General features: G+C 69.3%; 24 protein-coding genes. 13 read left to right on the forward strand and 11 right to left on the reverse strand.

Going from position 1 to position 26,855, the window contains the following annotated elements; translation table 11 throughout:
* Positions 1-4 precede the first annotated feature (4 nt).
* From IEX69_RS14375 to IEX69_RS14405, 7 genes are all read left to right on the forward strand, one after another.
* Positions 5-937: a VOC family protein gene (locus IEX69_RS14375; protein WP_217348660.1), complete on the forward strand. Its 933-nt coding sequence runs from the start codon at positions 5-7 to the stop codon at positions 935-937.
* Entirely contained in the window at positions 937-1,761 is an 825-nt protein-coding gene (locus IEX69_RS14380; protein WP_085018056.1) for a fumarylacetoacetate hydrolase family protein, read from the forward strand. The genes IEX69_RS14375 and IEX69_RS14380 overlap by 1 nt, the downstream gene beginning before the upstream one ends.
* Positions 1,761-3,164, forward strand: coding sequence for an FAD-binding oxidoreductase (locus IEX69_RS14385; protein ID WP_085018057.1), 1,404 nt, complete (start codon positions 1,761-1,763; stop codon positions 3,162-3,164). Before IEX69_RS14380 ends, IEX69_RS14385 begins: the two co-directional genes overlap by 1 nt.
* On the forward strand, positions 3,161-4,051 hold the full coding sequence (locus IEX69_RS14390; protein WP_085018059.1) for an SDR family oxidoreductase: 891 nt from the start codon (positions 3,161-3,163) through the stop codon (positions 4,049-4,051). Before IEX69_RS14385 ends, IEX69_RS14390 begins: the two co-directional genes overlap by 4 nt.
* Complete coding sequence (locus IEX69_RS14395; protein ID WP_085018060.1) at positions 4,048-4,824, forward strand: SDR family NAD(P)-dependent oxidoreductase; 777 nt, start codon at positions 4,048-4,050, stop codon at positions 4,822-4,824. The genes IEX69_RS14390 and IEX69_RS14395 overlap by 4 nt, the downstream gene beginning before the upstream one ends.
* A gap of 67 nt (positions 4,825-4,891) precedes the next feature.
* Positions 4,892-6,565 carry a thiamine pyrophosphate-binding protein gene (locus tag IEX69_RS14400; protein ID WP_085018062.1) on the forward strand — a complete coding sequence of 558 codons (1,674 nt, stop codon included), beginning with the start codon at positions 4,892-4,894 and terminating at the stop codon, positions 6,563-6,565.
* Positions 6,566-6,620: 55 nt separating this feature from the next.
* The gene (locus IEX69_RS14405; RefSeq protein WP_085018064.1) at positions 6,621-7,139 is read left to right on the forward strand and encodes a VOC family protein; all 519 of its coding nucleotides are present in this window, start codon (positions 6,621-6,623) and stop codon (positions 7,137-7,139) included.
* Here IEX69_RS14405 and IEX69_RS14410 read toward each other — a convergent pair.
* From IEX69_RS14410 to IEX69_RS14430, 5 genes are all read right to left on the reverse strand, one after another.
* Positions 7,124-7,870 carry an ABC transporter ATP-binding protein gene (locus IEX69_RS14410; RefSeq protein ID WP_085018066.1) on the reverse strand — a complete coding sequence of 249 codons (747 nt, stop codon included), beginning with the start codon at positions 7,868-7,870 and terminating at the stop codon, positions 7,124-7,126. The two genes, IEX69_RS14405 and IEX69_RS14410, sit on opposite strands and share 16 nt — an antisense overlap.
* Entirely contained in the window at positions 7,867-8,622 is a 756-nt protein-coding gene (locus IEX69_RS14415; protein ID WP_085018067.1) for an ABC transporter ATP-binding protein, read from the reverse strand. The genes IEX69_RS14410 and IEX69_RS14415 overlap by 4 nt, the downstream gene beginning before the upstream one ends.
* A gap of 1 nt (position 8,623) precedes the next feature.
* A complete protein-coding gene (locus IEX69_RS14420) occupies positions 8,624-10,633 on the reverse strand; it encodes an ABC transporter permease (protein ID WP_085018069.1) in 2,010 nt (669 codons plus the stop codon).
* An 81-nt stretch (positions 10,634-10,714) separates the two neighbouring features.
* The gene (locus IEX69_RS14425; protein ID WP_085018070.1) at positions 10,715-12,031 is read right to left on the reverse strand and encodes an ABC transporter substrate-binding protein; all 1,317 of its coding nucleotides are present in this window, start codon (positions 12,029-12,031) and stop codon (positions 10,715-10,717) included.
* Positions 12,032-12,260: 229 nt separating this feature from the next.
* A complete protein-coding gene (locus tag IEX69_RS14430) occupies positions 12,261-13,718 on the reverse strand; it encodes a benzaldehyde dehydrogenase (RefSeq protein WP_085018072.1) in 1,458 nt (485 codons plus the stop codon).
* Between the two features lie 129 nt (positions 13,719-13,847).
* Here IEX69_RS14430 and IEX69_RS14435 point away from each other — a divergent pair, with 129 nt between their 5' ends.
* Entirely contained in the window at positions 13,848-14,768 is a 921-nt protein-coding gene (locus IEX69_RS14435; protein ID WP_085018074.1) for an alpha/beta hydrolase, read from the forward strand.
* Between the two features lie 111 nt (positions 14,769-14,879).
* Here the strand turns inward: IEX69_RS14435 and IEX69_RS14440 are convergent, their stop codons facing one another.
* Complete coding sequence (locus IEX69_RS14440) at positions 14,880-15,377, reverse strand: flavin reductase family protein (protein ID WP_085018076.1); 498 nt, start codon at positions 15,375-15,377, stop codon at positions 14,880-14,882.
* A 49-nt stretch (positions 15,378-15,426) separates the two neighbouring features.
* Positions 15,427-16,950 (reverse strand): SDR family NAD(P)-dependent oxidoreductase, encoded by a 1,524-nt coding sequence (locus IEX69_RS20965; RefSeq protein WP_217348661.1) that lies wholly within the window; start codon positions 16,948-16,950, stop codon positions 15,427-15,429.
* 173 nt (positions 16,951-17,123) lie between these two features.
* Here IEX69_RS20965 and IEX69_RS14450 point away from each other — a divergent pair, with 173 nt between their 5' ends.
* Genes IEX69_RS14450 through IEX69_RS14470 form a run of 5 tightly spaced genes read left to right on the forward strand, consistent with a single transcriptional unit; the run spans position 17,124 to position 21,987 of the window.
* Positions 17,124-18,233, forward strand: a complete 1,110-nt coding sequence (locus tag IEX69_RS14450) for an LLM class flavin-dependent oxidoreductase (protein ID WP_085018077.1) — start codon at positions 17,124-17,126, stop codon at positions 18,231-18,233.
* 4 nt (positions 18,234-18,237) lie between these two features.
* Positions 18,238-19,161, forward strand: a complete 924-nt coding sequence (locus IEX69_RS14455; RefSeq protein ID WP_085018079.1) for an SDR family oxidoreductase — start codon at positions 18,238-18,240, stop codon at positions 19,159-19,161.
* The gene (locus tag IEX69_RS14460) at positions 19,158-20,390 is read left to right on the forward strand and encodes an acyl-CoA dehydrogenase family protein (RefSeq protein WP_217348662.1); all 1,233 of its coding nucleotides are present in this window, start codon (positions 19,158-19,160) and stop codon (positions 20,388-20,390) included. Before IEX69_RS14455 ends, IEX69_RS14460 begins: the two co-directional genes overlap by 4 nt.
* Positions 20,387-21,199, forward strand: coding sequence for a DUF8021 domain-containing protein (locus IEX69_RS14465; protein WP_085018081.1), 813 nt, complete (start codon positions 20,387-20,389; stop codon positions 21,197-21,199). Before IEX69_RS14460 ends, IEX69_RS14465 begins: the two co-directional genes overlap by 4 nt.
* Before the next feature lie 38 nt (positions 21,200-21,237).
* Positions 21,238-21,987 carry an IclR family transcriptional regulator gene (locus IEX69_RS14470; protein ID WP_085018083.1) on the forward strand — a complete coding sequence of 250 codons (750 nt, stop codon included), beginning with the start codon at positions 21,238-21,240 and terminating at the stop codon, positions 21,985-21,987.
* A gap of 4 nt (positions 21,988-21,991) precedes the next feature.
* On the opposite strand, the gene IEX69_RS14475 is transcribed toward IEX69_RS14470, so the two are convergent.
* The 4 genes from IEX69_RS14475 to IEX69_RS14490 form a co-directional block, all read right to left on the reverse strand.
* Entirely contained in the window at positions 21,992-22,828 is an 837-nt protein-coding gene (locus tag IEX69_RS14475; RefSeq protein WP_085018085.1) for a carbohydrate ABC transporter permease, read from the reverse strand.
* Between the two features lie 5 nt (positions 22,829-22,833).
* Positions 22,834-23,751 carry a carbohydrate ABC transporter permease gene (locus IEX69_RS14480; protein ID WP_085018087.1) on the reverse strand — a complete coding sequence of 306 codons (918 nt, stop codon included), beginning with the start codon at positions 23,749-23,751 and terminating at the stop codon, positions 22,834-22,836.
* Between the two features lie 77 nt (positions 23,752-23,828).
* Positions 23,829-25,118 (reverse strand): ABC transporter substrate-binding protein, encoded by a 1,290-nt coding sequence (locus IEX69_RS14485; protein ID WP_085018088.1) that lies wholly within the window; start codon positions 25,116-25,118, stop codon positions 23,829-23,831.
* 69 nt (positions 25,119-25,187) lie between these two features.
* Positions 25,188-26,621 (reverse strand): aldehyde dehydrogenase family protein, encoded by a 1,434-nt coding sequence (locus IEX69_RS14490; protein WP_085018091.1) that lies wholly within the window; start codon positions 26,619-26,621, stop codon positions 25,188-25,190.
* Between the last annotated feature and the right edge of the window lie 234 nt (positions 26,622-26,855).

Here is a 26,855-nt window from a genome sequence, read left to right on the forward strand (position 1 = left end):
CGTCGTGAGCGACGCGAATCGCATCACCCTGACCCAGAACGAGAACGCGGGCACCCTGCGGAGGACTGCCGTGTCGCACATCGGATTCCGTGTGCCCGACGTCGCTGCCGCCGCGCAGTTCTACTCACGGGTGCTCGGGATGGAACGACACGGTGACCTGCCTGACGGCGGCCTGCGTCTCGGCTGGGGCAGCGGGCATCACGTGATCGACCTCCTCCCGGGTGAGCAGGGTCTCGTGCACTACGGGTTCGAGGTGCGCGACGAGGACGGGGTCGCGGGCATCGCCGAGCGCCTGACCGCCGCCGGGTACGAGGTCGCGGACCTCGACGCCTCGTTCATCGACGCCGCCGTGGGCAGCCCGGCCGGTATCTCGGTGAAGGACCCCGATGGCACCGAGGTCCACTTCCACTCCGAGGTGCAGCGACAGGGTGAGAACAGCGCGGACCCCGGTCGGCGCCCCGTGAAGTTCCAGCACACCACCCTCACCACCACCGACGTCCCGGGTCTGGTGTCGTTCTACGTCGACACGGTCGGCTTCCGCATCTCGGACCAGCTGGCCGACGGACGGTTCTGCTGGCTCCGGAGCGACAAGGATCACCACACCCTGGCGGTGGTCGACACCGGCCGGTCGGGCGACATCGACCACTACTCGTACGACCTCGCCGAGTGGGAGGACTTCAAGGCCTGGTGCGACCGGCTCTCCGAGCTCGACGTGGACGTGCAGTGGGGGCCAGGACGCCACGGACCGGGCAACAACCTCTTCGTCTTCTTCGACGATCCTGCGGGGAACCACATCGAGCTGTCCGCCGAGATGGAGAAGTTCTGGGACGACCGGGTGGCCTACGAGCCGCGTCGGTGGCAGCCCATCCCGCACAGCGTGAACCTCTGGGGCGGTCAGACCCCGACCTGGCGTCGCACGAGCGAGGCGCGCGTCTGATGGCCTACGTCAGCTACATCGTGGATGGCCTCTGGCACGTAGGCGTCCTGGACGGCGACGGGATCATCCCGTTGGAGGGCGTCGAGGCCATCGGGCCCGACACAGGGATCGACGAGCTCGCGGCGGCACCGCGTCGGGACGACCTGCGGACCGGTCGCGACCAGGTCGAGCTGCTCCCGTCGAGCCCTCGCCCGAACAAGATCTTCTGCGTGGGGCTCAACTACTCCTCGCACATCGAGGAGACCAAGCGCGATCTCCCGACCTACCCCGTGCTGTTCCCCAAGTTCGCCTCGAACCTGGTCAGCGCCGACGCCCCGATCGTGGCGCCCCCGGAGTCGACCCAGGTCGACTACGAGGGTGAGCTCGCCGTGATCATCGGCAGGGCAGGGCGACGCATCCGCAGGGAGGATGCGCTCGACCACGTGCTCGGCTACAGCGTCGCGAACGACGTGACGATGCGCGACTACCAGTACAAGACCCATCAATGGACCCAGGGCAAGGCCTGGGACTCGTCGACGCCCCTGGGGCCGGTCGTGGTGACACCGGACGAGGTCGACCTCACGGCGGCGGGCATCCGCACCACGCTGAACGACGAGGTGGTCCAGGACTCCGACCTGTCGAAGCTGATCTTCGACATCCCGACGCTGATCGCGACGGTGTCGGAGTTCACCGTCCTCGAACCGGGCGACGTCATCCTCACCGGCACGCCCGGGGGAGTGGGCTACCGCCGCGACCCGCAGCTGTTCCTCCACCCGGGCGACCGGGTGAGCGTCGAGATCGAGGGTGTCGGGCGGATCGACAGCGTCGTGGTCGCGGACGCCTGATGTCGGGCCAGCTTCGGACGGTCGACGTCGTCGAGGGCTTCACCGGGCGGCTCATCACCCCCGGTGATGGGGACTACGACGAGGCCCGCACGATCTGGAACGCCATGATCGATCGCAGGCCGAGCCACATCGCCCGGTGTCGGACGACCGACGACGTCGTCGCCGTGCTGGCGTGGGCGCGGGCGGGCGACCGCGAGGTCGCGGTGCGCGGAGGCGGGCACAGCATCCCCGGGCACAGCATGATCGACGACGGTGTGGTGATCGACCTCTCGCCGATGGACTCGGTCGAGGTCGACGAGGATGCTCTGGTCGTCCGTGTCGCCGGGGGATGCCTGCTCGGCGACGTCGACGCGGCCACCCAGGCCCACGGACTCGCCACCCCGGCCGGGGCGATCTCGCACACCGGGGCCGGAGGCCTGATCCTCGGCGGTGGGCTGGGCTGGACGATGCGCAAGTACGGATTGACGATCGACAACCTCCTGTCGGCGACCGTCGTCCTCGCCGACGGGGAGGTCGTCACCGCGTCGGAGGACGAGCATCCGGACCTCTTCTGGGCCCTCCGCGGAGGGGGAGGCAACTTCGGGGTGGTCACGGAGTTCGTGCTCCGCCTCCACCCCCGCGGGCCGGTCTACCTGGCGGCCACCGCCTTCTCTATCGAGGACTCCGCCGTCGTCCTGCGGGCCATGGCTGCTCACATGCCCACGGCGGACGACGATCTGGTGTGGTCGGCGTTCTTCCGGAAGCTTCCCGACTTCCCCTGGGCTCCGCCCGACCGGGTGGGGGAACCGGTGCTGCTGGCCCCCCTCGCCTGGCTCGGCGACCACGACGAGGGCGCCCGGGAGATCGACCGGATCCTCCAGGATCTCGGGGTGGACCCCCTCGCATCCGCACGCGGTCCGATCGAGTACGTCGACCTGCAGCGTCTCAACGACGAGCTGAACGGGCACGGGCACTGGAACTACCACAAGTCGGGCTTCCTGCGTGATCTCGACGACGACACGATCGCGTCGCTCGTGCGCTGCGGTGCGAGGATCGCGTCCGCGAACTCCCAGCTCGAGGTGCTGTCGATGGGCGGCCTGATCTCGCGGATCGACGAGAGCTCGACCGCGTTCGCGCATCGCGACGAGCTCTGGCCGGTGAACGTGTGCGGCATCTGGCGCCCCGAGGAGAGCGCGGAGGACAACCTCGCCTGGGTGAGGACGACCTGGAGCGACCTCGAGGACCATCTGCGAGCGGGGTCCTACATGAACTTCGGCGGCAGCGACGCGAGCGGGGACGAGCAGCGCGAGAGCTACGGCGAGACGTGGACACGCCTGCGCGAGGTGAAGACCCGGTACGACCCCGACAACGTGTTCCGGCACAACGCGAACATCCCTCCGCTGACGTCGGGGGCGATCCGATGAGGGAGCTGCGCGGGAGGACCGCGTTCGTGACCGGCGGCGACAGCGGCATCGGTCTCGGGATCGCCCGGGCCCTCGTGGGCGAAGGGGTTCGGGTCGCCCTGTGCGGCCTCACCGAGTCCTCCGTGCAGACCGCCGTCGACGAGCTCTCGGCCCGGACCGGCGGGCAGGTCGAGGTCGAGGGGTACGTGCTCGACGTCCGTGACCGCGACGCCCTCGAGGCGGTCGCTGAGCAGCTGGACGAGTCGTACGGCGGCATCGACATCCTGGTCAACAACGCGGGGGTCGGGTTCCTGACGCCCACCGTCGAGGCGGGCTTCGAGCAGTGGGACTGGGTGCTCGGAATCAACCTGACCGGCGTCTTCAACGGGGTCAGGACGTTCGTGCCCCGGATGCTCGCGTCCGGCAGGGACGGACACGTCGTGTCGACCGCCTCGATCGGCGGCCTGCTCGGGACTCCCGGCGGTCTCTACGTGGCGGCGAAGTTCGGGGTGGTGGGCCTCATGGAGGCACTGCGCACCGAGCTCCACGGCACCGGCATCGGGGTCTCGGTCCTGGCGCCGGGGATCGTGCGCACGAACATCGCCCACGGGCCGCGCCCGCCCGGAGTCGAGGCGAGCGAGTCGCCCGGCGGTGCTTCGCTCGACGAGCTCTACCAGGCGCCCCTCGAGCCCGACGACGTGGGGCGGGCCGTGGTCGCCGGCATCCTGAACGACGACCTCTACATCCTGACCCACGGCGAGCACCGGCCGTTCCTGGCCGAGCGCTTCGAGGCGATCCTCGCGTCGCTGCCCCCCGAGCCGGCAGACGAGCGGCGAAGCGCCGTCGAGCGCACCGTGCTCGCCAACCCGGTCTACTCCGAGGCCGTCGCCCGCAGGGAGGCTCGGTGAGCCGTCGTCCGGGAGCCAGACAGCTCGAGGGCTCCGTCAGCCTCATCACCGGGGGTGGCGCGGGCATCGGGCGCGCCACCGCACTGCTCTTCGCCGAGGAGGGCGCCGCGGTCGTGGTGGCCGACCGCGACGCGGTGGCGGCCCTCGACGTCGCCGACGAGATCGCGGCCGAGGGTGGCACAGCGCTCGGCCTCCACGTCGACGTGGCCGACGAGCAGAGCGTGCGCGACCTGGTCGATGCTGCGGTCGCGCGGTTCGGAAAGCTCGACTCCGCCTTCAACAACGCGGGCATCGCCCCGCCCGGCGCCGCCGTCCAGGACATCAACGCGGAGGACTGGGACCTCGTCCAGCGGGTCAACCTGCGCGGGGTGTGGCTGTGCCTCACGTACGAGCTGAAGCACATGCTCGCGCGCGGCACGGGATCGATCGTGAACAGCGCGTCGGTCGCCGGGCTGGTCGGCAACCCCGGGTCCGCCGGGTACTCGGCGGCCAAGCACGGGGTGATCGGGCTGACCCGGACCGCGGCCGCCGAGCACGGACGCCACGGTGTGCGGATCAACGCCATCGCGCCGGGGCTCACCGGCACGGAGATGGTGCGTCGCCTGATGGCGGAGGGGGTCATCGACCCGGAGACGGCCACGGCCAGGATGCCGCTCGGACGCCTCGCCGAGCCGCGGGAGATCGCGGAGGCGGCGCTCTGGCTGGCGTCGCCCCGGTCGAGCTTCGTGACGGGGAGCGTGCTCACCGTCGACGGAGGCGAGACGGCAGTCTGAACCCGCCGGCATCGACCGGCACGAGGAGTCGTCCACAATGGGCGGCACGGCGAAACGGAGCAAGGCAATGGCAGTCACCGGTGGAGAGCTGGTCATCCGGGCCCTGGAGCGCGCCGGCGTCGACGTGGCGTTCGGCATCAACGGCGCACACGTCGACAGCATGTACCAGGCGGCCCTGGACCGCTCCTTCCGCATCGTCGACACCCGTCACGAGATGAACGCCGGACACGCTGCCGAGGGGTACGCCCGGGCGGGACACCGATTGGGCGTCGCGCTCCTGACCGCCGGCGGCGGCTTCACGAACGCGGTCACCTCGATCGCCAACGCGTACCTCGATCGCACGCCGGTGCTGTACATCGCCGCGTCGGGCCCGCTCGCCGTCGACGAGACGAACACGCTCCAGGCCGGGATCGACCAGGTCGCGATCGCGACGCCCATCACGAGGTGGGCGCACCGCATCACCCGCGCCGAGCTGATCCCGAGGCTGCTCGCGCAGGCCATCCGCATCGCCACCCAGGGTCCTCGGGGACCCGTGCTGATCGACATCCCCTGGGACGTGCTGACCGCCGCGGTCGACGACGACCTCGCGGACGAAGCGCAGGAGCTCGGCGCCGACTCCGTCCTCGCCGCACCGGGAGCGGACGCCGTATCGAGGATCCTCGACGGGCTGGCGGCGGCGGAGCGCCCCGTCCTGATCGCCGGCTCCGAGCTGGTCAGGAGCGAGGGCGGGGCGGCTCTGCGCCGCCTGGCAGAGCGGACCGGGACTCCGCTGTTCTCCGACACCGAGGCGCTGGGCGCCATCCGGGAGAGCCCGCTCTCCTACGGGCTGCTGCAGGGGCTGTTCGGACTCGACGAGGGCGAGCGGCCGGACCGCGTGATCCTCCTGGGGCTGCGGTTCGGGCTTGCGACCGCCCACGGGTCGGGGATCCTCATCCCGACAGGATCGGCCGTGGTCCAGATCGACAGCGACGCCCGAGAGCTCGGCCGGCTGCAGCCCATCGAGCTGGGTGTCCTGGCCGACGCGGGCGCCGCCGCGGCCGAGCTCGCGGAGGCGGCCGCTCGACGCGGGGACTGGCCCGACCGGTCCGCCTGGCAGAGGCGTCTGCGCGACCTCGTCGACGGACGGTTCGACGCGGTCACGGCTCAGGCCGTGCGCGACGATCGGATCCACCCGATGGATGCGGTCACCGCGATCGCCGAGACCGTGCCCGCCGGGTCCGTCGTGGTCGCCGACGGTGCGCTGACGTACCTCTGGCTGTCGGAGACCATCTCCCGGGCACCCGTCGCCGACTACCTCTGCCACGGCTACCTGGGCTCGATGGGCGTCGGTGTGGGAACGGCGCTCGGCGCTCAAGCGGCCGACACCGGGAGGCCCGTGGTCCTCGTCACGGGGGACGGAGCGGTGGGCTACAGCCTCGCCGAGTTCGACTCGATGGTGCGAGCGGGGCTCCCGGTCGTCGTCGTCGTGCTGAACAACCGAGCGTGGGGTGCGACCCTGCACGCTCAGGAGCTCCTGCTCGGACCCGATCGGGTGGTGAACAACCGCCTGGAGAACGGCTCCTACAGCGCCGTCGCGCGGGCGCTCGGAGCCGACGGCATCAACGTGACCGAGCTCGCCGACCTGGTCCCCGCGCTGGAGAGCGCGCTCGTGTCGGGCCGACCGACGTGCATCGACGTGCAGGTCAGCCTCGCCCCGGTGCCGCCCGAGGAGAACGTCATCATGGGCGGCAAGCCCTTCTGAGCGACCCCCGAGACCGCCGGGCGACCCGTCCGGCTCACTGAGAGATGGAGACAGGATGCTCTTCGGATTCGGCCAGCCCCTGGACGGTGTGATCCAGCTGGCGTTCGTCGTGCCCGACCTCGAGAGGGCGATGGAGGAGTACTCGGCGAGGCTCTCCATCGGGCCCTGGACGGTGCTGCGTGACTTCGCGGGTGACGACCCCCGCTACTACGGCGAGCCCACGGAGGCCCGGGCCCACGTCGCCCTCGGCTTCGGCGGCCACCTGCAGTACGAGCTGATCCAGCCCGCTGACGACCTGCCGTCCGTGCACCGCGACATGATCCGCGGACGCGGGTACGGCTTCCACCACTTCGGCGTGGCGACGACGACGTTCGACCGGAGCGTGGCCGAGTACGTCGCGCGGGGCTATCCGGTGGCCTTCAGCGCCTCGGTCGATCCGACGTCGCGGGTGGCCTACTTCGACACCCGCGACGTCCTTCCCGGCATGACCGAGCTGATCGAGGCCAGCGAGTCGACCGACCAGGTCTTCACCGGCATGTACGCGTCGTCGCTCGCCCCTCAGCCCTCCGACTGAACGCCGAGGTAGCTGCCTCGCAGCTCGTCGAGCGAGGCGGCGATCTCCGCGGCCGTTCCCTCGCGCACGATCCTGCCCCTGGACATGACGTAGGCTCGGTCGGCGATCTCGAGTGCGAGCCGGACGTGCTGCTCGACCATCAGGACCGAGCAGCCTGTCTCCTCCACGATCCGGCGGAACACCGGGAGGATCGACTCGACGATGATCGGCGCGAGTCCGAGGCTCATCTCGTCGACGATCAGCAGGGTCGGCCGCAGAGCGAGGGCGCGGGCGAGGGCGAGCATCTGCTGCTCGCCTCCCGAGAGCACCGTGGCCCGGCGGTCGAGGATGTCGCCGAGCTTGGGGAAGTACCCCAGCACCCGAGCGATGTCCTCGGGATCGCGCGAGGCGACCTTGAGGTTCTCCTCGACGGTCAGGCCGCCGAACAGCGAGCGGTCCTCCGGGACGTGAACGATGCCCATCCGGGTGAGTGCGTCGGGGGACCTCTTGAGCAGGTCCCGCTGCTGGAAGAGCACGGTTCCCTTCATGAGGGGGATCAGGCCCGAGATGGCCAGCAGGGTCGTGGTCTTGCCTGCGCCGTTGGGGCCGAGGAGGCAGACGATCTCGCCGCGTCGCACGGTCAGGTCGACACCCTGGGTCACGGGCGTGCCGCCGTAGCCGACGCTGACGGAGTCGAGCTGGAGGAGGACCTCGTCCGTCTCGACGGTCACGGGTGCGCTGGTGTCGGTCATGCTTCGGCCTTCTCCTCGTCGGTGGTGGTTCCCAGGTAGGCCTTGATCACCGCGGGATCGGCGGCGATCTCGGCGGGCGTGCCCTGGGCGATCTGACGGCCGAAGTCGAGCACGTAGATGCGGTCGCAGACGTCGAGGACGAGGTTCATGTCGTGGTCCACGAGGAGCACGGAGATCCCGTCCGCGGCGAGTCCGCGGAGCTGGCGACCGAGCTCGGCGCCCTCGGCATCGTCGAGTCCGGCGCCCGGCTCATCCATGAGGACGAGGGCGGGGGATGCGACGATCGCACGGGCGACGCCGACGAGCACGCGCTGTCCGTGGGAGAGCTCCCCCGGCAGGCGCCCCGCGAGTCCGGCGATGCCGAGCCGGTCGAGCACCGGATCGATCTCCACCCGCTGCCGCCTGCCGCGGAGCCGATCAGCGAGCGGTGTGTGCCCGGCGCCGACCTTCACATTCTCGGACACCGTCAGATCCTCGAACAGGCTGACGGACTGCCAGGTACGGCTCAGGCCCAGACGGCTCCGCCGGTGGGCTCGCTCTCCCCGCAGCTCGTGACCGTTCAGCGTGATGGAGCCGGTCATCGGGGCGAACCCCGAGACGGCGTCGATGAACGAGGTCTTGCCGGCGCCGTTCGGCCCGATCAGACCCACGATCTCGCCGCGGTCGACATGCAGGTCGACGTCGCTCACGGCCTTCACACCGCCGTACGAGACCGACAGCTTGGACGAGACCAGGACACTGCTCTCCGCCATGTCACACCTCCACTCGGACGGGGGCGGCCGCCGCCGGCGCCGTCCGCTGCTTCCGCTTCGCGGCCCGTCGCGCGAACTTGTCGCGGAAGAAGCCCGCGATGCCATCCGGATTGCCCACCACCGTGGCCAGCACGGCCACTCCCGCGATCAGGGTCTGGAAGGCCGAATCGATGTTGAGGAGGTTCGTGATGGTGTACATCATCACTCCCTGCGTCACGAGGAGTCCGCCGATCACCGCCCCCGAGACCGTCGTGATCCCGCCCAGGTAGGCGATCGCGAGGAACGAAATGGCGGTGAACTCGTCGAAGCGCGTCGCTGTGACGAGGCCGAAGTTGTACCCGTAGAGCGTGCCGGCGACACCGGCGATGAGCCCGGCCAGGCCGAAGGCGAGCAGCTTGGTGCTCACGACGCTCACCCCGGCCGCCGCGGCGGCCGCCTCGTTCGCGCGCACCGCGAGCATCCGGGCGCCGAGGGCGCTCCTGCGGACCGAGACCACGAGCAGGGCGATGAGGCACGTGATGATCAGGATGAACAGCGCGAACCCGGGACTGGGGACGCTCGTGCCGAGGTTCCAGAACGAGTCCGTGGTACCGAGCTTGATGCCGAGGAACTCGGGTGGCGGCACGGTCGCAGCGGTCGTCCCACCACCCCAGTCGGGATTGCGGAACCACAGGCTCTGGATCGCGACCGCGCCGGCGAGGGTGACCACGGCGAGCTGCATGCCGCGCATCCGAAGGGCGGGCAGAGCCACGAGCAGGCTCACCGCCGCGGCGACCAGCACCGCGAGGACGGCACCCAGGGGGAAGCCGATCCCGGCGCCCAGCGCCAGCTTCGAGGTCACGAAGCCGGCGATGCCCGCGATCGCCATCTGACCGAGGGTGACCTGCCCGAGGTAGCCCGTGATCACGACGATCGACATGCAGACGATGGCCCCGATGAGGCTCGTGATCAGAGCCTGACGCCAGCCGTACGGGGCGAACGCGATGATGGCCAGAGCGAGGACGATGGCGACGGAGAACCGGATCAGGAGCTTGCGGGGCCGAGGCGCGCGCGGCAGCCGTGGTTGAGCCTCGGTGAGGCGGTCGGGCAGGTTGCGGCCGCGCACGAACAGCACGATCGCGATGATCAGGAACGGCAACACCTCCTTCACGCCCGGCAGGGGTGCGTTGTTGACGGTCGGGAACCAGTCGAAGCCTTGGGCGTAGGTGACCAGTGCCTGCGCCATGCCGATCCCGATCCCCGCGAGGGCGGCGACCCAGAAGGACGCGAAGCCGGCGAGCAGCACCGCGCTCAGCGCCGAGACGATGAACAGGCTCATCGCCGTGGGCTGAAGCCCGATCAGCGGGCTGACCAGCACGCCGATGAGACCGGTGATCACGGAGGCGATGACCCAGTTGATCGCCTCGAGCCGGGCGGGGTTCACGCCGAGGAGCAGGGCCCCCTTGCGGTTGTCCGCCGCCGCGCGGGTCTTGATGCCGAACGAGGTCCGCCGATAGACGAACGTGAGTGCCGCAGCGGCGATCAGGGCGAGCACGAGGATGATGAGCCGGTCGAGCGGGAGCGAGAGACCCCCGATCGCGAGCGGGGTCTGGGGCAGCAGCGGCGAGACGACCCGGGTGTCGGAGCCGAACGTCAGCACGACGAGCGACTGGAGCACGAGCAGCACGCCCGAGGAGGCGACCACCTTGGCCAGGGCGCCGGCGTTCCGGAGCGGGCGATACACGAGGAGGTACTGGAGGTACCCCAACAGGGCGGCGATCGCCAGGCAGATCAGCACGGCCAGCCAGCCGTCGATGCCCGATCCATCGCTCGTGAGCGGGATCTCGACGCCGAGGAACAGCCGTCCGCGGCTGGTCAGATCCCAGTACGCGTAGGCGATGAAGGCCGCTGTCGCGCCCGCGGCGAAGTTGATGACACCGGACGCCCGGAAGGTCAGCACCAGGCTGAGCGCCATGGTGGCGATCAGGGCGCCCGCACCCAGGCTGAGCAGGAGGAAGGTCAGGATTTCCACGAATCACTCGATTCCGGGGCATGCGGCGGGGGAGTCCCGCCGCATGCCCCTGGGTCGTCGTTCAGCTGGACCGTGCGGAGGTCACTTGCCGGGCAGGGCCAGGTCGCCGACGTCGAGACCCTTGCCGCCGGTCGGATCGGTCCATGTGCCGGAGCCCTCGTAGTTCACGGGGAACGCCGCCGTGGTGCACAGGCTCTGCGCGCCCTGAGCCGCGTACTGGCCGCAGTCGATCTTCTGGGGGCCGACGAACACCGGCCCGGTGAAGTTGTGCACCGCATCCCGGATCGCCTCGACGGACAGGTTGTCGTAGCCGACCTGGTTCAGCGCCCGGACCTGGCTGACGAACATCTGGAAGGTCCCGTTGGCGCCACCCGCCCGGTTGGCATCCGGCGAATAGGCGTCCATCACGGCGTTGTAGAGCTGCACGTCGGGGTCCTCGACGCCGATGGGGCTCTTCAGCGGCTGGATGTAGGTCCACTTCGGGTAGTCGCCGAGCGCGTCGGAGACCGAGGAGTCCTGGCAGAAGCCGAACGTCTCGACCGGGGCGGTCACGCCGAGCTGCTGGAGGGCTTCGGCGAACGGCACGCACGCGGTCGTGCTGCCGCTCATCACCACGGCATCGGCGCTCTGAGCGCCGGCGGAGGCGAGCGCGCTCGCCCACTCGGAGCTGTTGGTCGCCGGGACGGACTTGATGTCCATGCCGAACTGCGGGCCGAGCCCGGTGATGACCTGCGCGGCCGACGACGCGCCGGGGTCGGTGCCGTCGTAGACGAGCGCGATCTTCTTCGCCTTGAGGTAGTCGTTCGCGTAGACGACGACGCCCGGGCCGGTCGCGTAGGCGGCCGCCTCGTAGAAGGCGACGCCCGGCTGGTCGAGGTCGTTCGGGTTGAAGGTGCCCTGACCCACGACGTTCTTCGACTCACCGAGCGTCGTGTAGATGGGGCCGGTGCCCAGGACGGTCATCCCCAGCTGCACGGTGAGGATCTCGGGGTCGTTGGCGAAGTCCTGGGCGCACTTCTGTGCGTCCTCCTCGCCCTGCACGATGTTGCACTGGACGATCTCGACCGGGTGGCCGTCGACTCCGCCCAGCTGCTCGTTGATGAAGCGCACAGCGACCTGGGCGGCGTTCGTCGACTCGGGGAACGAGGGAACTCCTCCGTCGACGTTGATGAAGCCGATCTTCACCGGTGCGAGCGACGAGTCGGCGGCGCCGGCCTTGCCGCCGGTGTACTCGACGCCCAGGGCGATCTGGTCGGAGGTGAAGGTCGACGGGTCGACGGGCGTCGCCGCCGTGGTGGAGCCGCCGGACCCCGATCCGGAACAGGCGCTGAGCGCGAGCGCCAGGGCGAGCGCGGAGGCGACGACGAGCGGGGCGCTCCGTCTGAGGTGGGTCTTCATGTTCGGGTCTCCTTGATGGCGTCATCGGCATCGACCGCGGACCGGATGGGGCCCGGGTGTTGCGTGTCCTGAATATCAGGCTACGCGTCTTATTTTTTGAAGAATAGAACTCGGCGAGAATCTCGTCAAGAACGTCTTCCTGCTCCGCGACCCCGAAGACGACGATGCCGTGGGAGGGACCGGTTCTCGGTCCGCCCGACGGCATCGAAGGCCCCTCGCCGGGGCTGGCTCAGAACGGGTAGTCGGCGATCTCGGATCGGACGGTGAGCCACTGGGTCTCCGTGAACGCCTCGATGTTCGCCTCGGCGCCCCCGAAGCGCGAGCCGGTGCCGGAGTCGCCGAATCCACCGAAGGGTGCGTTCGCCTCGTCGGCGACGGTCTGCTCGTTGATGTGGACCTTGCCCGAGTCGATGCGGTCGGCGAGGGTCATCGCCATCCCGACGTCTCCGAGGATGCTCACCGAGAGACCGTAGGGGCTGCGACCGACGATCTCGACCGCCTCGTCCACGGTGCTGAACGGGATGACCGGGGCCACCGGTCCGAAGATCTCCTCGGACCAGGCCTCCATCTCGGTGGTCAGGCCCGACAGTACGGTCGGCCGATAGAAGAGGCCCTCATGGGTCCCGCCCGCCGACAGGGTGCCGCCCTGCGCGACGGTGCGCTGCACGATGCCGTCGATCCGCTCGACCTGGCCGGAGTCGATGATCGGACCGAGCGCGACCTGCTCGGTGGCGGGATCGCCGACAGGCAGGTGAGCAGCCTTCTCGGCGAGGAGCGCGACGTACTCATCGTGGAGCGACTCGTGCACGAGGTGGCGTCCTGTGGTCATGCAGATCTGACCCTGGTGGAGCCAGGAGCCGAAGGCGCCCGCCGAGGCGGCCTTGGCGAGGTCCGCGCCCGGGAGCACGATCAGGGCGTTGTTGCCCCCGAGCTCCAGATGGGCGCGCTTGAGGTGACGTGCCGCAGCCTCGCCCACCTTCCGGCCCGCCGGGGTCGAACCGGTGAACGACACGATCCGCACGGCGGGCGCTTCGACCAGCGCCGCGCCGACGTCCGCCCCACCGGGCAGGAGCTGCAGCACGCCGGCCGGCAGCCCCGCCTCCTCGAAGATGCGGGCGATGATCACGCCGCCCGACACCGTGGTCCTCGGGTCCGGCTTGAGCAGCACGGCGTTGCCGAGCGCCAAGGCCGGGGCGACGGATCTGATCGAGAGCACGAGCGGGAAGTTGAAGGGCGAGATGACGGCCACGACGCCCGCGGGTCGGCGGCGCGAGAACGACCAGTGGTCGACGTTGGACGGGAGGACCTGACCGTGCGGGTGGGTGGGCAGCGCGGCGGCCTCGAAGCATTCGTCAGCCGCGGTCGCCGCCTCGATCCCGGCCTTCGCCGGGATGCTCCCCGCCTCTCGGATGACCCAGTCGATGATCTCCTCGGCGTGCTGCTGGAACAGGATGCCTGCTCGACGAAGGACGGCGGCGCGTTCGGAGGGGAGGGCTGCGGCCCACTCCTTCTGCGCACGGGAGGCGCCGGCCGCCGCCTCGGCGACGTCCTGGGGATCCGCGAAGCCGATCTCCGCGAGGGTGTCGCCGGATCCCGGGGAGAGCACGGATCGAGTGCCGCCGCGGCCCTCGCGCCACTCCCCGGTGAAGATGGTCCCAGCCCAGGTGTTGTCTGTCAGAAGCGACATCCGATTCCTCCTTGAATCATCGAGTGATGGTCACACTACGTCGCCCCGTCGGGACAACGAGATCCTGTTTATCGCACATGGTGTCCTGATTAATAGGCTAACAGCCTCTGACGTTGCTAGCATCGCGCCATGGATCGAAATCTCTTCACGGCCGACGCTGTCCGTCCCGAGGTCGCCGCGTTCAATGCGGTCATGGCGGAGAGGACCCGCGATCTGCCAGGGATCTGGGATCTGGGGGTCGACGTCGCACGAAGCGGTGGGTTCATGCCCACCCCGCCCCCGTCCCCGCGCTCCTTCGACATCGAGATCGGTTCCGGAGTGTCGCTGCATGTCGTGCCGAGCGAGGCAGCGAGGGGGGTGCTGCTGCACATCCACGGGGGCGGCTTCATCCTGGGTGGCGCCGCCCAGCAGGATGGGATGCTGGAGAGGATCGCCGACGGCACAGGGCTGACCTGCGTGAGCGTCGAGTACCGGCTCGCCCCGGAGCACCCCTACCCGGCCGCCTGGGATGACTGCGAGCATGCGGCGCGGTGGCTGATCGACAACGCCGCACGAGAGTTCGGATCCGACTCGCTCGTCATCGCGGGGGAGTCCGCCGGCGCGCTCCTCGCCGTCGCGACCCTGCTGCGCTTGCGAGATCGGGGCCCGGCTCAGCCGTTCCGGGGCGCGGCGTTGAGCTTCGGCGTGTACGACTCGACGATGACGCCCAGTCAGGCGCGGGCGACGACCGGCGTGCTGAAGGCACGCGACATCGCCAAGATCGTGGACTCCTATGCGCCCGACGCGAGTCTTCGCCGCGATCCTGAGCTGTCGCCGCTCTACGCCGATCTGCGGGGATTGCCGCCTGCGCTGTTCTCGGTCGGCACCCTGGATGCGATGCTCGACGACTCGCTCTTCATGTACGGCCGCTGGCTGGCCGCCGGGTCGGAGGCGGAGCTCGCCGTCTATCCCGGGGCGGACCATGCGTTCATCGAGGGCCCTCATCCTCTCGCCCCCGAGGCGAACGCGCGGATCGACGCCTTCCTCGCGGCGCGGGCGTCCGGCGAGTGAGGAGGGTGCGGTCCGTCGCCGCATCCTCGTGAGGGAACGAGAGAGGCCCCCGTGTGAGTCGTCACGCGGGGGCCTCTCTCGTCGCTCGGATGCGCGAAACGGATCGTCGGGTCAGGCCACGGCCGGGACGGGGTAGGCCACCTGGCGGAAGGCGCCCTTGTGGAACACCAACGGCGATGCGGTGTGCTCGGCGGACAGCGTCTCGACCTCGCCCAGGACGAGGACGTGGTCGCCGGCATCGCCCACGGAGTAGAGCGAGCATTCGATCCAGGCCACCGCTCCATCGAGGAGAGGCAGCCCGGAGTCGGAGACCCGGTGCGCGACGCCGACGAACTTGTCGCCGCCCTTGCTGGCGAACTGCCTGCCCAGGTGCTCCTGGTCGTCTGCGAGGACGTTGACGCAGAAGCGTCCCGCTGCGGCTATGCCGGGCCAGCTGGTGGAGCGGCGGTCGGGGAAGAAGCCGATGAGCGGCGGGTCCAGGGAGACGGAGGTGAAGGTCCCCACCGTCATCCCCACCGCCGTGCCCTCGGGCGTGACGGCCGTCACCACGCAGACGCCGGTGGGGTAGTGGCCCATGATCGTGCGGAAGGTCTGGGGGTCGATAGGCATCGTTGCAATCCTTTCCCGTGGACTCGGTAGCAAAAGAGTACCTAAATTGTCACGATAAGGCAATCCCCGTCTTTATTGCGTCTCTCCGGAGGCGGATGATGGGCGCGATGCCCCCGTCCGTGAACACCACGGGGGCGTTGACGTCGAGGGCGGCGAGGACGCGCAGGCCGACCAGGGCAGGGTCGGCGCCCTGGGAGAGCATCGCCCGCGCGTGCGTCTGCCGTTCCGCGAGCTCCGCATCGGAGCCGCGCACGCCGCTGTCGCCGAACTCGACGGGGCGCATCGTCTCGTGATCATGGATGTTGGTGTTCACCCCGGCCGGGCAGAGGGTGGTCGCCCCGATGCCCTCGGCTGCGAGCTCGGCCCGGAGGCAGTCCATCACCGCGACCACGCCGTACTTGGCGGACGAGTAGATGGCTCCGTCGTCGGCGACCATGAGGCCGCCGGCCGAGGAGGTGGCGAGGATGCAGCCGCCTCGCTCCTGTGCGCGGAGGATGGGCAGGACGGCCTCGATCCCGTTCGTGACACCGCCGAGGTTGACGCTCATGAGCCACGACCAGTCGGCGGGCGTGCTCTGGAGCATGGTGCCCAGGATGCCGATGCCCGCGTTCAGGCACAGCACGTCGATGCCGCCGAAGCGATCGAGGATGGAGCTCGTCGCCTCGTCCCAGGCCGCTCGGTCGGTCACATCCAGTCGAACGGCCATCACGCGGGCGTCGTGCTGGGCGAGCCGGGTCAGGGCCTCGGCGATGTGGTCCTCGCGGACGTCCGCGATCGCCACGTTCATCCCGCGTTCGAGCATGGCGGTGACGATGCCGAGTCCGATCCCGCTCGCTCCGCCCGTGACGATCGCCGTGCGGCCTGGGCTGAGGGCCGGGGAGGGCTGCGAAGCAGGATCCGAACCGGATGCCCGAGGCATCCTGTCGGTGCTCTCCTCCGAGGAGGCGTCGCTCGCCGCCCGGCCGCCGGCGGCGTTCCTCTCGAGCTCGATGCGGTACACCGCTCCCATGGGGCCCATCGGGGGAAGGTCGAGGGCTGCGGGGGTGTCGGCGAGCCCGCGCATCCAGGGATCGAAGACCCGGGCGACGTCTGTCTCGGAGATGCGCGGGGGAAGGACGTAGAGCGCACCGCCTCCGAGTGCCCCGTCCAGGCGCTGGATGAGCGATGCCTCGTCGTCCCACGCGTCGGTCAGCACGATCGACACCGGGAAGTCGCGGCCGAGGAGCTCGGCTCGCAGCCCCTCGGCGAGGCCGATCAGGCAGCGAGCGAGCACCGAGTCGGCGGTCCGGCCTGCGTCGGCGATGAGGCCGGTCGCGGGCGCCGCGATGATCACGCGTCCCCCGGCGGGATGCTCGAGGAGCTCGGGGACGAGTCCGCGCAGTGCGGTGAACGCGCGGCGGAGCGGACGGTGCACCCTCGACTCCCAGTCGACGGAGGCGACCCCTCCCTGGGGTGACGGAGCCACGGACACGACCAGCGCGGTAGCTGCTGTGCTCGAGGGCGGGGTCGCCGCACGCAGCGCGTCCGGCGAGGCTGCGGCGGCGTCGACCAGGTCGACGGCGATCTGCGTCACGGATCGGTCTGTGCGGTCGAGTGCCCGCCCCAGCGGACTGGCTCCGGCCGCTTCGACAAGAAGAATCGCAATATTGGAAACGTCATTGTTTGTCACAATTTGACAGTGTAGTGTTCGTAGCGCGTCCCGCCCCACGACGCGCAGGATCATCGTCGATCACGAGGAGAAGTGAAATGCACGTAGGCTATGCGACCGGTTTCCAGCACCAGAGTGCGGACTCGGTCAACGACACCCGTTTCGTCAAGCAGGATCTGGAGATGGCGATCGAGGCGGAGGAGCTCGGCTTCGAGTCGATCTGGGTCACCGAGCACCACTTCTCGAACTACTCGATCTCGCCCTCCCCCCTCCAGACGCTCGCCTACCTCGCGGGCCGGACGAAGTCGGTCAAGCTGGGCACCCAGGTCATCGTGCTCCCGTGGAACGACCCGGTCCGCGTGGCCGAGCAGGCTCTGTGGCTCGACAACGTCACCGAGGGCCGTCTGGTCCTCGGGTTCGGGCGCGGACTCGGGAAGTTCGAGTACGACGGCCTGCGCGTCGACATCAACCAGACCCGTCAGCTCTACCGCGAGTACGCCGAGATGATCATCCGCGCGCTCGAGACGGGCGTCATCGAAGGCGGGGAGATCACCCAGCAGCCGCGCCGCGAGCTCCGGCCCCGCCCCTTCCGCAGCTTCGAGGGTCGCGTGTTCGGCTCGGCGGGATCGCCGGAGTCGGTGCGCACCGTCGCGGAGCTCGGCATGGGCATCATGATCATCAACCCCGAGCCGCGCGCCAACCTCGGCGTCGACACCGAGACGTACGACCGCGTCTGGGCCGAGACCCACGGCGACACCCGCGTGGCGCCCGCGCCGATGCTCTCCGGGACGATCTTCGTCGACGAGAGCAGCGACCGGGCCCGAGAGCTGTCTCGCCAGTACCACCGGGTCAACTTCCGCGCGGCGGTGCACAACTACGGCATGGCCGAGGAGCACTTCGGCAACACCAAGGGCAACGAGTTCTACAAGAAGATGCGCATCGAGCCCGACAAGATCGACGAGATGGCCGAGGTGACGGCCGACGTCATGCCCGCCGGCACCCCCACGGAGGTCCTCGAGCAGCTGGAGCGCATCAACAACGACCTCAACCTCCAGGGCTTCTTCCCGCACTTCCACTTCGGAGGGATGCCCCGCGAGGAGGCCGAGCGCAACATGCGCCTGTTCGCCGAGAAGTGCCTGCCCGAGCTGAAGAGCTGGCCGTCGGAGAGCTCGCTCGACGGCGAGACGCGTTCGCTCCAGGCCGTCTGACACCATGAAGGACCTCTCCGGAAGGACGGCCTTCATCACGGGAGGAGCGAGCGGGATCGGCTTCGGCATCGCCGAGGCCCTCCTCGCCCGGGGTGTGAAGGTGATGATCGCGGACCTGCGCGACGATCACCTGGCGGAGGCGCGCGAGCGCCTCGGCCACCACCCCGACGTCCTCACCCTGGCCGTCGACGTCATCGACCGGGACGCCATGCACGACGCAGCCCAGCGGATGCTCGACCTGTTCGGGGGATGCGACATCCTCGTCAACAACGCCGGCGTCGGTGCCAACCCCTCGGTCGATGCGGTCACCTACGCCGACTGGGAGTGGGTGCTCTCGGTCAACCTGTGGGGACCCATCAACGGCGTGATGGAGTTCCTCCCGCTCATGCTCCGTCGTGGCGAGGGGCACATCGTCACCACCTCGTCGATGGCGGGGCTGCTCCCCACCGCCGACAACTACATCTACGCGGCGTCGAAGTACGCGGTGCGAGGCATGAGCGACTCGCTGCGCCTCAGCCTCGCCCCGCGCGGCATCGGCGTCTCCGTCCTCTATCCGGGGCTCACCCGGAGCCGGATCCTGGAATCGGAGGAGAACCGGCACCCGCGCTTCCGGACGGGGGCCGGGTCCACGCCGCCGAGCGGAGGGCCCGTCGCCCCGCCGAAGGACTCCGGGATGGACCCGCGCGACGTGGGCGAGGCCGTGGTCGAGGGCATCATCCACAACCGCGGGTACATCATCAGCCACTCGGAGTTCCACGACGAGCTGTCGGAGCACTTCGAGTCGATCCTCGCCGCGTCCCCGGCGCCTCAGGAGATCGACCCGGGCCGGCTGATGCTCGAGAACGCACGCCGAGCGCAGACCGCTGCGGCCATGGAGGCCGTCGAGGCTCTCACGCTCGGCGGAATCGAGGGGAGTCGAGCGCGATGAGCTCATCACCATCCGGTGTCGAGGACGACATCGCCCTGGCACCGCCCGAGCCCGACCTGACCCCCGAGGCGATGGTGGCGCGTGCACGCGACATGCGGGGTCTCCTCCGGGAGCGTCAGGCGGAGACCGAGGCCGCCGGGAACATCTCCGAGGACACCGTCGATCTCCTCGTCTCGTCGGGCTTCTACCGGGTCCTCCAGCCGCGCACGTTCGGCGGCTACGGCTTCGACCTGCCCACCTACGTGCGCCTCGCCACCGAGGTCGCCCGGGGTTGTCCGGAGACGGCCTGGGTGCTCTCGCTCGTGCTCGGCCACGTGCATCAGCTGGCCACCTTCCCGATCGAGGCGCAGCGCGACGCCTACGCGCGCGACGGCGAGTTCCGAGCCCCCGAGGTGGCTGCCCCGCAGGGTCGCGGAGTGGTCGTACCGGGTGGATACCGCGTCACCGGCGCCTGGGACTACGCCTCGGGCAGCGCGCATGCCACGCACATCCTCCTCGCCTTCATCGTGCCCGAGGGCGCCCCCGGCGGCGGCGGGCTGCGGATGGGGCTGTTCGATCGCGACGACTACACGATCGAGCACAACTGGGACGTCATCGGGATGCAGGGCACGGGATCGAATCGTGTCGTCCTCGACGACGTCTTCGTGCCCGAGCACCGGACGAAGCCGTTCCCCGTGCTCTCGCCCGTGATCGACCACGAGGTCTACGACGACAGCCCCGTGTTCTTCGGACCGTCCCGTCCGTTCGTCGTCATGGAGTCGGCCGCGGTCATCGTGGGTGCAGCCGAGGGTGCGCTCGATCTCTACGAGGAGACGTTCCGAGCACGCAAGACGGGACCCTCCGGGGCCCCGCGCGACGAGCTCGCCGAGTACCAGCTCAACTTCGGACGATGCCGAGCCCTGGTCGACACCGCGCGCGCGGCGCTGCTGCAGACCGCCACGGACTACATGTCGGTCGCCGAGACGACGCGACGGACCGGGATCCCCTGCCCCGACGATGACGCTCGGCGCATGACCCTGGTCGTCCTCCAGAGCATCCACCTCGCGCACGACGCCGTGGACATCATCTTCCGCACCGTAGGATCGTCGGCGTCGAAGCGGGACTCCATGCTCGGGCGCTACTGGCGGAACGTCGGGGTGCTGCGCGGACACCTCGCGCACCAGTCCGACAGCGCGGCGCTGAACTACGGGCGCACGCACTTCGGGCACCCCGCCGTGGGCATCTCGTGACGGGACGAGCCGAGCTGCTCGACGGGCTCGACGCCTATCTCGACGCGGTCGCCGCGGGAACCCCAGGGTCCCTCGCGCTCGCGGACGGCTTCCGATCGACCGAGAACGGCGCCGTCGTCGCGCCGGGCACGGGGCTCTGGAGCGCACACCCGCGCTTCGAGGGGATCCAGGGCTTCGCCGATCCCGAGACCGGCCAGGCGGTGTGCATGGGGGTCGCGTTCGTCGACGACGAGGCCCGCCCCTTCGCCCAGCGCATCAGGGTGGTGGATGGCGACGTGACCGAGGCGGAGGCCATCGTCAGCACGGACGGCCTCGGCCACTTCGCGGACGTCGAGCAGCTGCTCAAGCCGGACATCATCTACGGCGCCGTCGTGCCGGCTGAGCGCCGCTCCGACCGTGAGGGGCTGCGCGACGCGGCCGACCGCTACTGGGAGGGGCTGCAGCAGAGCGACGGCCGGATCCCGCGCTTCAACTACCGCTGCGACAAGTACGACAACGGTGCGAAGACGACGAACACGCTCCGCACCCTCCTCTCGCCCGACGGCAAGGTCCACACCCCGGCGTCCGCTCTCAACGACACACGAGCGGCGCGCCCGCTCGCCCGTGAGCGGCGCTTCCCCGTGCTGGACACCGAGCTCGGGGTGGCGGCGAGCTTCGTCGTGGTGGATTTCCACCCGATCCCGGATCATCCCCGACCCGATGCGGGGTCGATGTATATGCTGGGGGCCTTCAAGGTAGTGGATGGCGAGCTGCGGATCATCGATGAGATCCGTGAGATCCTCCCGCTGGGCTCGACGAGTCAGTGGTAGGACGACGCGCCCGCAGCAGATCGGACGAACACGGCACGATGAACGCGACGAGTTCCGACCGGATGCTGTCCGTGATGGACCTCTTCACGCCCGAGAAGCCCGAGTGGACGGTCGACGAGGCCTGCGCCGTGCTCGGCCAGTCGGAGAGCACCGTGTACCGCTACTTCCGCAGCCTCAGCGCGGCGGGCCTCATCTTCAGCGTCCGAGCCGGCCGTTACCTCCTCGGCCCGGGCATCGTGCACTTCGACCGGCAGCTGCGCACCAGCGACCCGCTGATCCGCGCCACCGAGCCGGGCATCCTGGAGATCGCGGCCCAATACGACGAAGCGGGGATGCTGTTCATCAGCCGCATCCATCGTGACTACCTGATGACCATGCACGAGCACCGGCTCGGGTCCTCGCCCTTCCCCGAGGGGTCCTACGACCGGGGCAAGCTCGCGCCCGCGTTTCTCGGCGCGCCGGCGCTCGCGATCCACTCGTTCGCCGAGGTGCGGATCGTCCGGTCCATCTTCCGCTCCACCGGCGGGAGTGCGGAGGACTGGCTCGAGATGAAGCGCCAGATGCGCGCCGTCCGGGCGCAGGGCTACGCGTTCGGGGTCGGCGATCCGGACGAGGGCATCGTCCACGTCTCGGTCCCCCTCAAGCGTGCCGACCTCGGCGTGGCCGGAAGCCTCAACATCGCTCTGCTCGGCCGTGATGACGACGAGCCCGTCATCGAGCGGGCCGCGAACCTGCTCATGGCTGCGTCCGCAGCCGTCGGCGAGGCCTTCACCTCCTCCGCGGACTGAGGGCTCAGCTCTTCACCCCGCCCGAGAAGCCCTGCATGAGGCGACGCTGGGTGAAGATGAAGAAGATCATCACGGGGATGAACGCGATGACGACGACCGCGAAGATCTTGTTCCACTCGGCGACCAGGTTGCCGACGTACTGGTACATCACGACCGGCAACGTGGGGTAGTTCGTCCCGCCCAGGAAGATGAGCGGGGTGAAGAAGTCGTTCCAGATGGCGACGCCCGCCAGGATGGCGACCGTTCCCGTGACAGGAGCCATCAGGGGGAGCACCGAGTGCCAGTAGGTGCGGAAGGGGCCGGCGCCGTCGATGGCCGCCGCCTCCTCGTAGTCGCGGGGGTGGCCGCGGAAGAACGAGGCGTACAGGAACACGCACAGCGGCAGGAACATCCCCGAGTAGATGATGATGAGCCCGATCAGCGAGCCGGTGAGTCCGACGGCTCGGGCGCCGACGTAGAGCGGGACGATCCCGAGCTGGGTCGGGAGGATGATGGCGACGAGGAACAGGTAGAAGGACGCCCGCGCCCATCGCCTGGTCGACCTGACGATCACGTAGGCGCAGAACGAGCCGAGCAGGATGATGACGACCAGGCTCCCCACGGTGAGGATGAGGCTGTTCATGAACCCGGCGACGATGCTGTTCCGGCCGGTCGTGGTGATGACCTCGAGGAAGTTCGACCACTGCGGGTCCGTCGGCAGCGCGAGGGGTGAGGTGCTGCGGAACTCGGCGGTCGTCTTCATCGACCCGACGAGCAGGATGTAGAGCGGCAGCGCGAAGATCGCGGTGACCAGGATCATGATGATCTCCCTCACGAACGTGAGGGGCGTGTATCTGAACATGTCGGCTAGTCTCCCGGGCGCTCTCGCGTGATGAGCTGCTGGATGATGGCGAAGATGAGGATGATCACTGTCAGGATGAGGGACAGGGCGGCTCCGTAGCCGAAGTTCCCCTGCGTGAAGGCCTGCTCGTAGACCAGGAGCGCCAGGTTCTTGCTGGAGCTCACCGGGCCGCCCCCGGTCAGGGCCAGGATCGGGTCGAACAGGCGCAGTCCGAAGATCAGCGAGAGCATCGTCGCGACCGTCACGGACGGACGCAGCGCGGGCAACGTGACGTAGCGGAATCGCTGCCACAGGTTCGCCCGGTCGAGCGACGCGGCCTCTTCGAGCTCTGCGGGGATCCGTGACAGACCGGCGAGGAAGATGACCATGGAGATCCCCACGCCCTGCCAGATGATCACCGTGACGACGGTCCAGATGGCCGTCTCCGGGTCTCCGAGCCAGGTGCGCTGGAACTGCTCGAGGCCGAGGGCGCCGAGCGCCTGGTTGAGCAGCCCGTCGTACTCGAAGACGAACTTCCAGACGTAGGAGACGGCGAGCGGGCTGAGGGCGATCGGCAGGAAGACGATGGCCCTCAGGACGTACCGCGACTTCAGACCGCGGTGGAGGGCGAGGGCGAAGGCCAGGCCGAGGATGGTCGTGCCCACCATCTGCGCGACCGCATACAGCAGCGTGTTGCCGATGACGCCGAGGACCGAAGGATCCTGGAAGATCGCGACGAAGTTGTCGAGACCGGTGAGGGTGAACGTGCCGACGCCGGAGTAGTCGGTGAACGCGAAGAACGTGCCGGCCAGCGTCGCCGCGTACTGCACCAGCAGGACGGCCAGGAGCGCCGGGCCTGCCCACCACCACCGTCCGAACGCGATCAGCGGTCGTCCTGCCCGGGGCTCGGGGGTGGTGGCACGGGGACGGGTCCGGCGCTGCATCGGCTGCTCTGCCTTTCGAGTAGAGCGGGATCGCCGCAGCCGGCCAGGCCGGCTGCGGCGATCCCGCGTCGTGGATACTACGACTTGGCCCACGCTGCGTCCATGTCGGAGAGCACCTGGTCGACCGTCTTCTGGCCGGTGAACAGGCCCGGGACGTCCTCCTGCATGGCCGCGAGGACCCCGTTGGGCCACGTCAGCCCGGGCTCCGAGATGACCTTGCCGTCGGCCACCAGCGACTTGATGGGCTCGTAGACCGACTCCAGCGAGTCTGCGGTGACCTCGCCGGCTGGCACCGTGCCCGTGATGTCGGCGATCTGCTGGAGGTTCTCGGGCTGTGAGAGCCAGTCGATGTAGGCCTTCGCCGCCTCGCTGTTGGCGTTCGCCGCCGCGTAGGACAGGGTGAACTTCACCGAGTTGACGACGCGACGGTCGTCTGCGGTCTGGCCGGGGAAGGCGTAGACCGAGGTGGTCTCGTTGGGGAGAAGCTGGGACAGGTCCTTCCAGATGTCCGCCTCACCCGTCGTGAGCGAGAGCACCGACGGCGTCTCACCCGCGCCCACACCGGTCCAGAACTCGCCCTGGGCTGCCTCCGCGCCGTCCTGGTAGCAGCCGGCGGCGTACATGTCGGACAACGTCTGGATGGCGTACCTCCACCCGTCCGTGTCGCTGAAGGTGACGTCGCCCGCTGCTCGCTTCGCATCCCAGTCGGGGTCGTTCGCGTACACCGAGCTGGCCGCGATGAGGAGCGCCTGACCGTCGGCGGTGAACGAGGATCCGAACTGTCCGAGCGTGAACGCGTAGCCGTTCGACTTCGACGTCTTGCAGGTGGCCAGCATGTCGGAGATGGTGTCCGGCCACTGGACGCCGGCCTTGTCGAGGTTGCCGTCGAAGACGACGGCCGCCCGTGGCGCGTTGTAGAGGGGGAACCCGTACACCTTGCCGTCAGATCCGTACGCCGAGGTCTCCGCCGAGTTGATCAGATCCGCGGCCTGGCCGGTGACCTCTCCCAGGAGTCCCGCGCTGCCGAGCGTCACGAGACCCTTCGGGCCGGATCCGGGCTCGGTGAGGAACAGGTCAGGAGCGTTCCCGCTCTGCAGCCTGGTGCTGATCGCGGCGTCGTAGCCGTCGATGTAGATCGGTTCGACCTCGACCTTGATCCCGGTCTCCTCGGTGTACTTCTCTGCCATGGTCTCCCAGGGCGTCGTCGCGCCGGCCTTGGGGTACGCGAACGTCAGGGTGACGTCGCCCCCGCTCGAGTCGCCGCCGCTCGAGGGCTCAGCGGTGGAGCAGCCGGCGAGGAGCAGAGCGGAGGCCACTCCGATTCCGAGGATGGCCAGCGGCCTGCGGGGACGTGAATGCTGTGACATGTCTCTCCTGACGTCGTTGTCGCGCCTCGCCGTGGCGAGGGAGAAAGGTGATCGTGGTGGGTGTGCTTGTCAGACGGAACGGTAGATGTGCTTGACTTCCTGGAACTCGGCGAGGCCGCCGGGGCCGTTGAGGCGGCCGAGGCCGCTCTTCTTGTAGCCGCCCTCTTCGAACTGGTCGAAGATCTGCGCCCACGCGTTCGTCCAGACGGTGCCTGCCTCGATGGCCTGCGAGACGCGGAGCGATCTCCCACCGTCTCGGGTCCAGACAGAGGCGGAGAGGCCGTAGTCGGTCGCGTTCGCCCGGAAGACCGCCTCATCTTCGCCGTCGAAGGTCTCGAAGGTGGCGACCGGGCCGAACACCTCGTCCTGCACGAGGGTCGAGCCGAGGTCGGTGATGCCCACGAGCGTGGGTCGGTAGAAGGCGCCGGGCCCCTCGATCGGGCCGCCCTCGAGGATGGTCTCACCACCGCTGACGGACACCATCCGGTGCACCCGCTCGACCGACGCCCTGTCGATCAGCGGGCCCATCTGGGTCTCGGGGTCGATCCCCGGTCCCACGCGGACGGCCGAGAGCGACGATGCCAGCCTGTCGCGGAGCTCGTCGGCGATCGACGCCTGGGCGATGACGCGGCTGCCCGTCATGCAGAACTGACCCGCGAAGGTGGTGACGGCAGCGGTGAGAGTCGGGACGACGACATCGAGATCGGCGTCGTCGAACACGACCATGGGCGTCTTGCCGCCCAGTTCGAGGGAGACGCGCTTGAGCTGGGGGGCGGCGGCCGCCATGATGCGGGCGCCCACCGCGGAGCTGCCCGTGTAGCTGATCACGCCCACCTCGGGGCTGGCGACGAGCGCCTTCGCCCCTTCGTCGCCCGACTCCGTGAACAGGTTCACGATCCCCTCCGGCAGGGAGGTCGTCTCGGCGAACAGCTCGGCGATCAGCGCGTTCGTCAGTGCCGTCTGGGCCGGCATCTTGACCGCGACGGTGCAACCCGCCGCGAGCGCGGGGGCGATCGAGCGGATCGAGAGGATCCCCGGGGAGTTCCACGGGACGATGACCCCGGCGACGCCGATCGGCTCGCGCGAGAGGATCGAGAATCCGGACGGCGTCTCCGCCGCCGTCCCGAGATCCGTGAGGGCCAGGCCTGCGAAGTAGCGCAGCTTGGGAGCCGCGATGCTGAGCTCGAACTGGGCCTGCGCGAGCGGCTTGCCGTTCTCCAGCGTGATCGCCAGGGCGATCCGATCGAGGTTCCGCTCCAGCGTGAGGGAGAGGTCCCACAGGGCTCGTGCGCGACGTTCGCGATCACTCCGCCACGATCCGCTCGTGAAGGCGGTGCGGGCGGCGGCGATGGCCTCGTTCGCGGCCTCGAGGCCGCCGTCGAAGTACTCTCCGAGGGGCTCGCCGGTGGCCGGATCGAAGGACTGCGCTCGTGGACCGATGGCCCGCCATTCCCCATCGATGTAATGCCGGGCCGGCTCATCCGTGAACGGGGTGCGAGGCATCTGATCTCCTGAAGGCTCCATCGACATCGGGTTGAGCTGCCTTACCGCCGAAATCATCTCTGATTATCACCATGCGGCATTGAAAGCAGCTGCGCGGACTGATCCTGACGGATTCTCTCGGCGCCAGCCAGAGCTGGGACGACATGATCGGCACCTTCGATTGCGCTCTCGGCGCAGGTGCTGCCGGGGCGTTCTTCGCGCACTCATAGGCGAGGGCAGGGATCCCCATAAGGC

It is taken from the genome of Cnuibacter physcomitrellae (genome assembly GCF_014640535.1).
Lineage (GTDB): Bacteria > Actinomycetota > Actinomycetes > Actinomycetales > Microbacteriaceae > Cnuibacter > Cnuibacter physcomitrellae.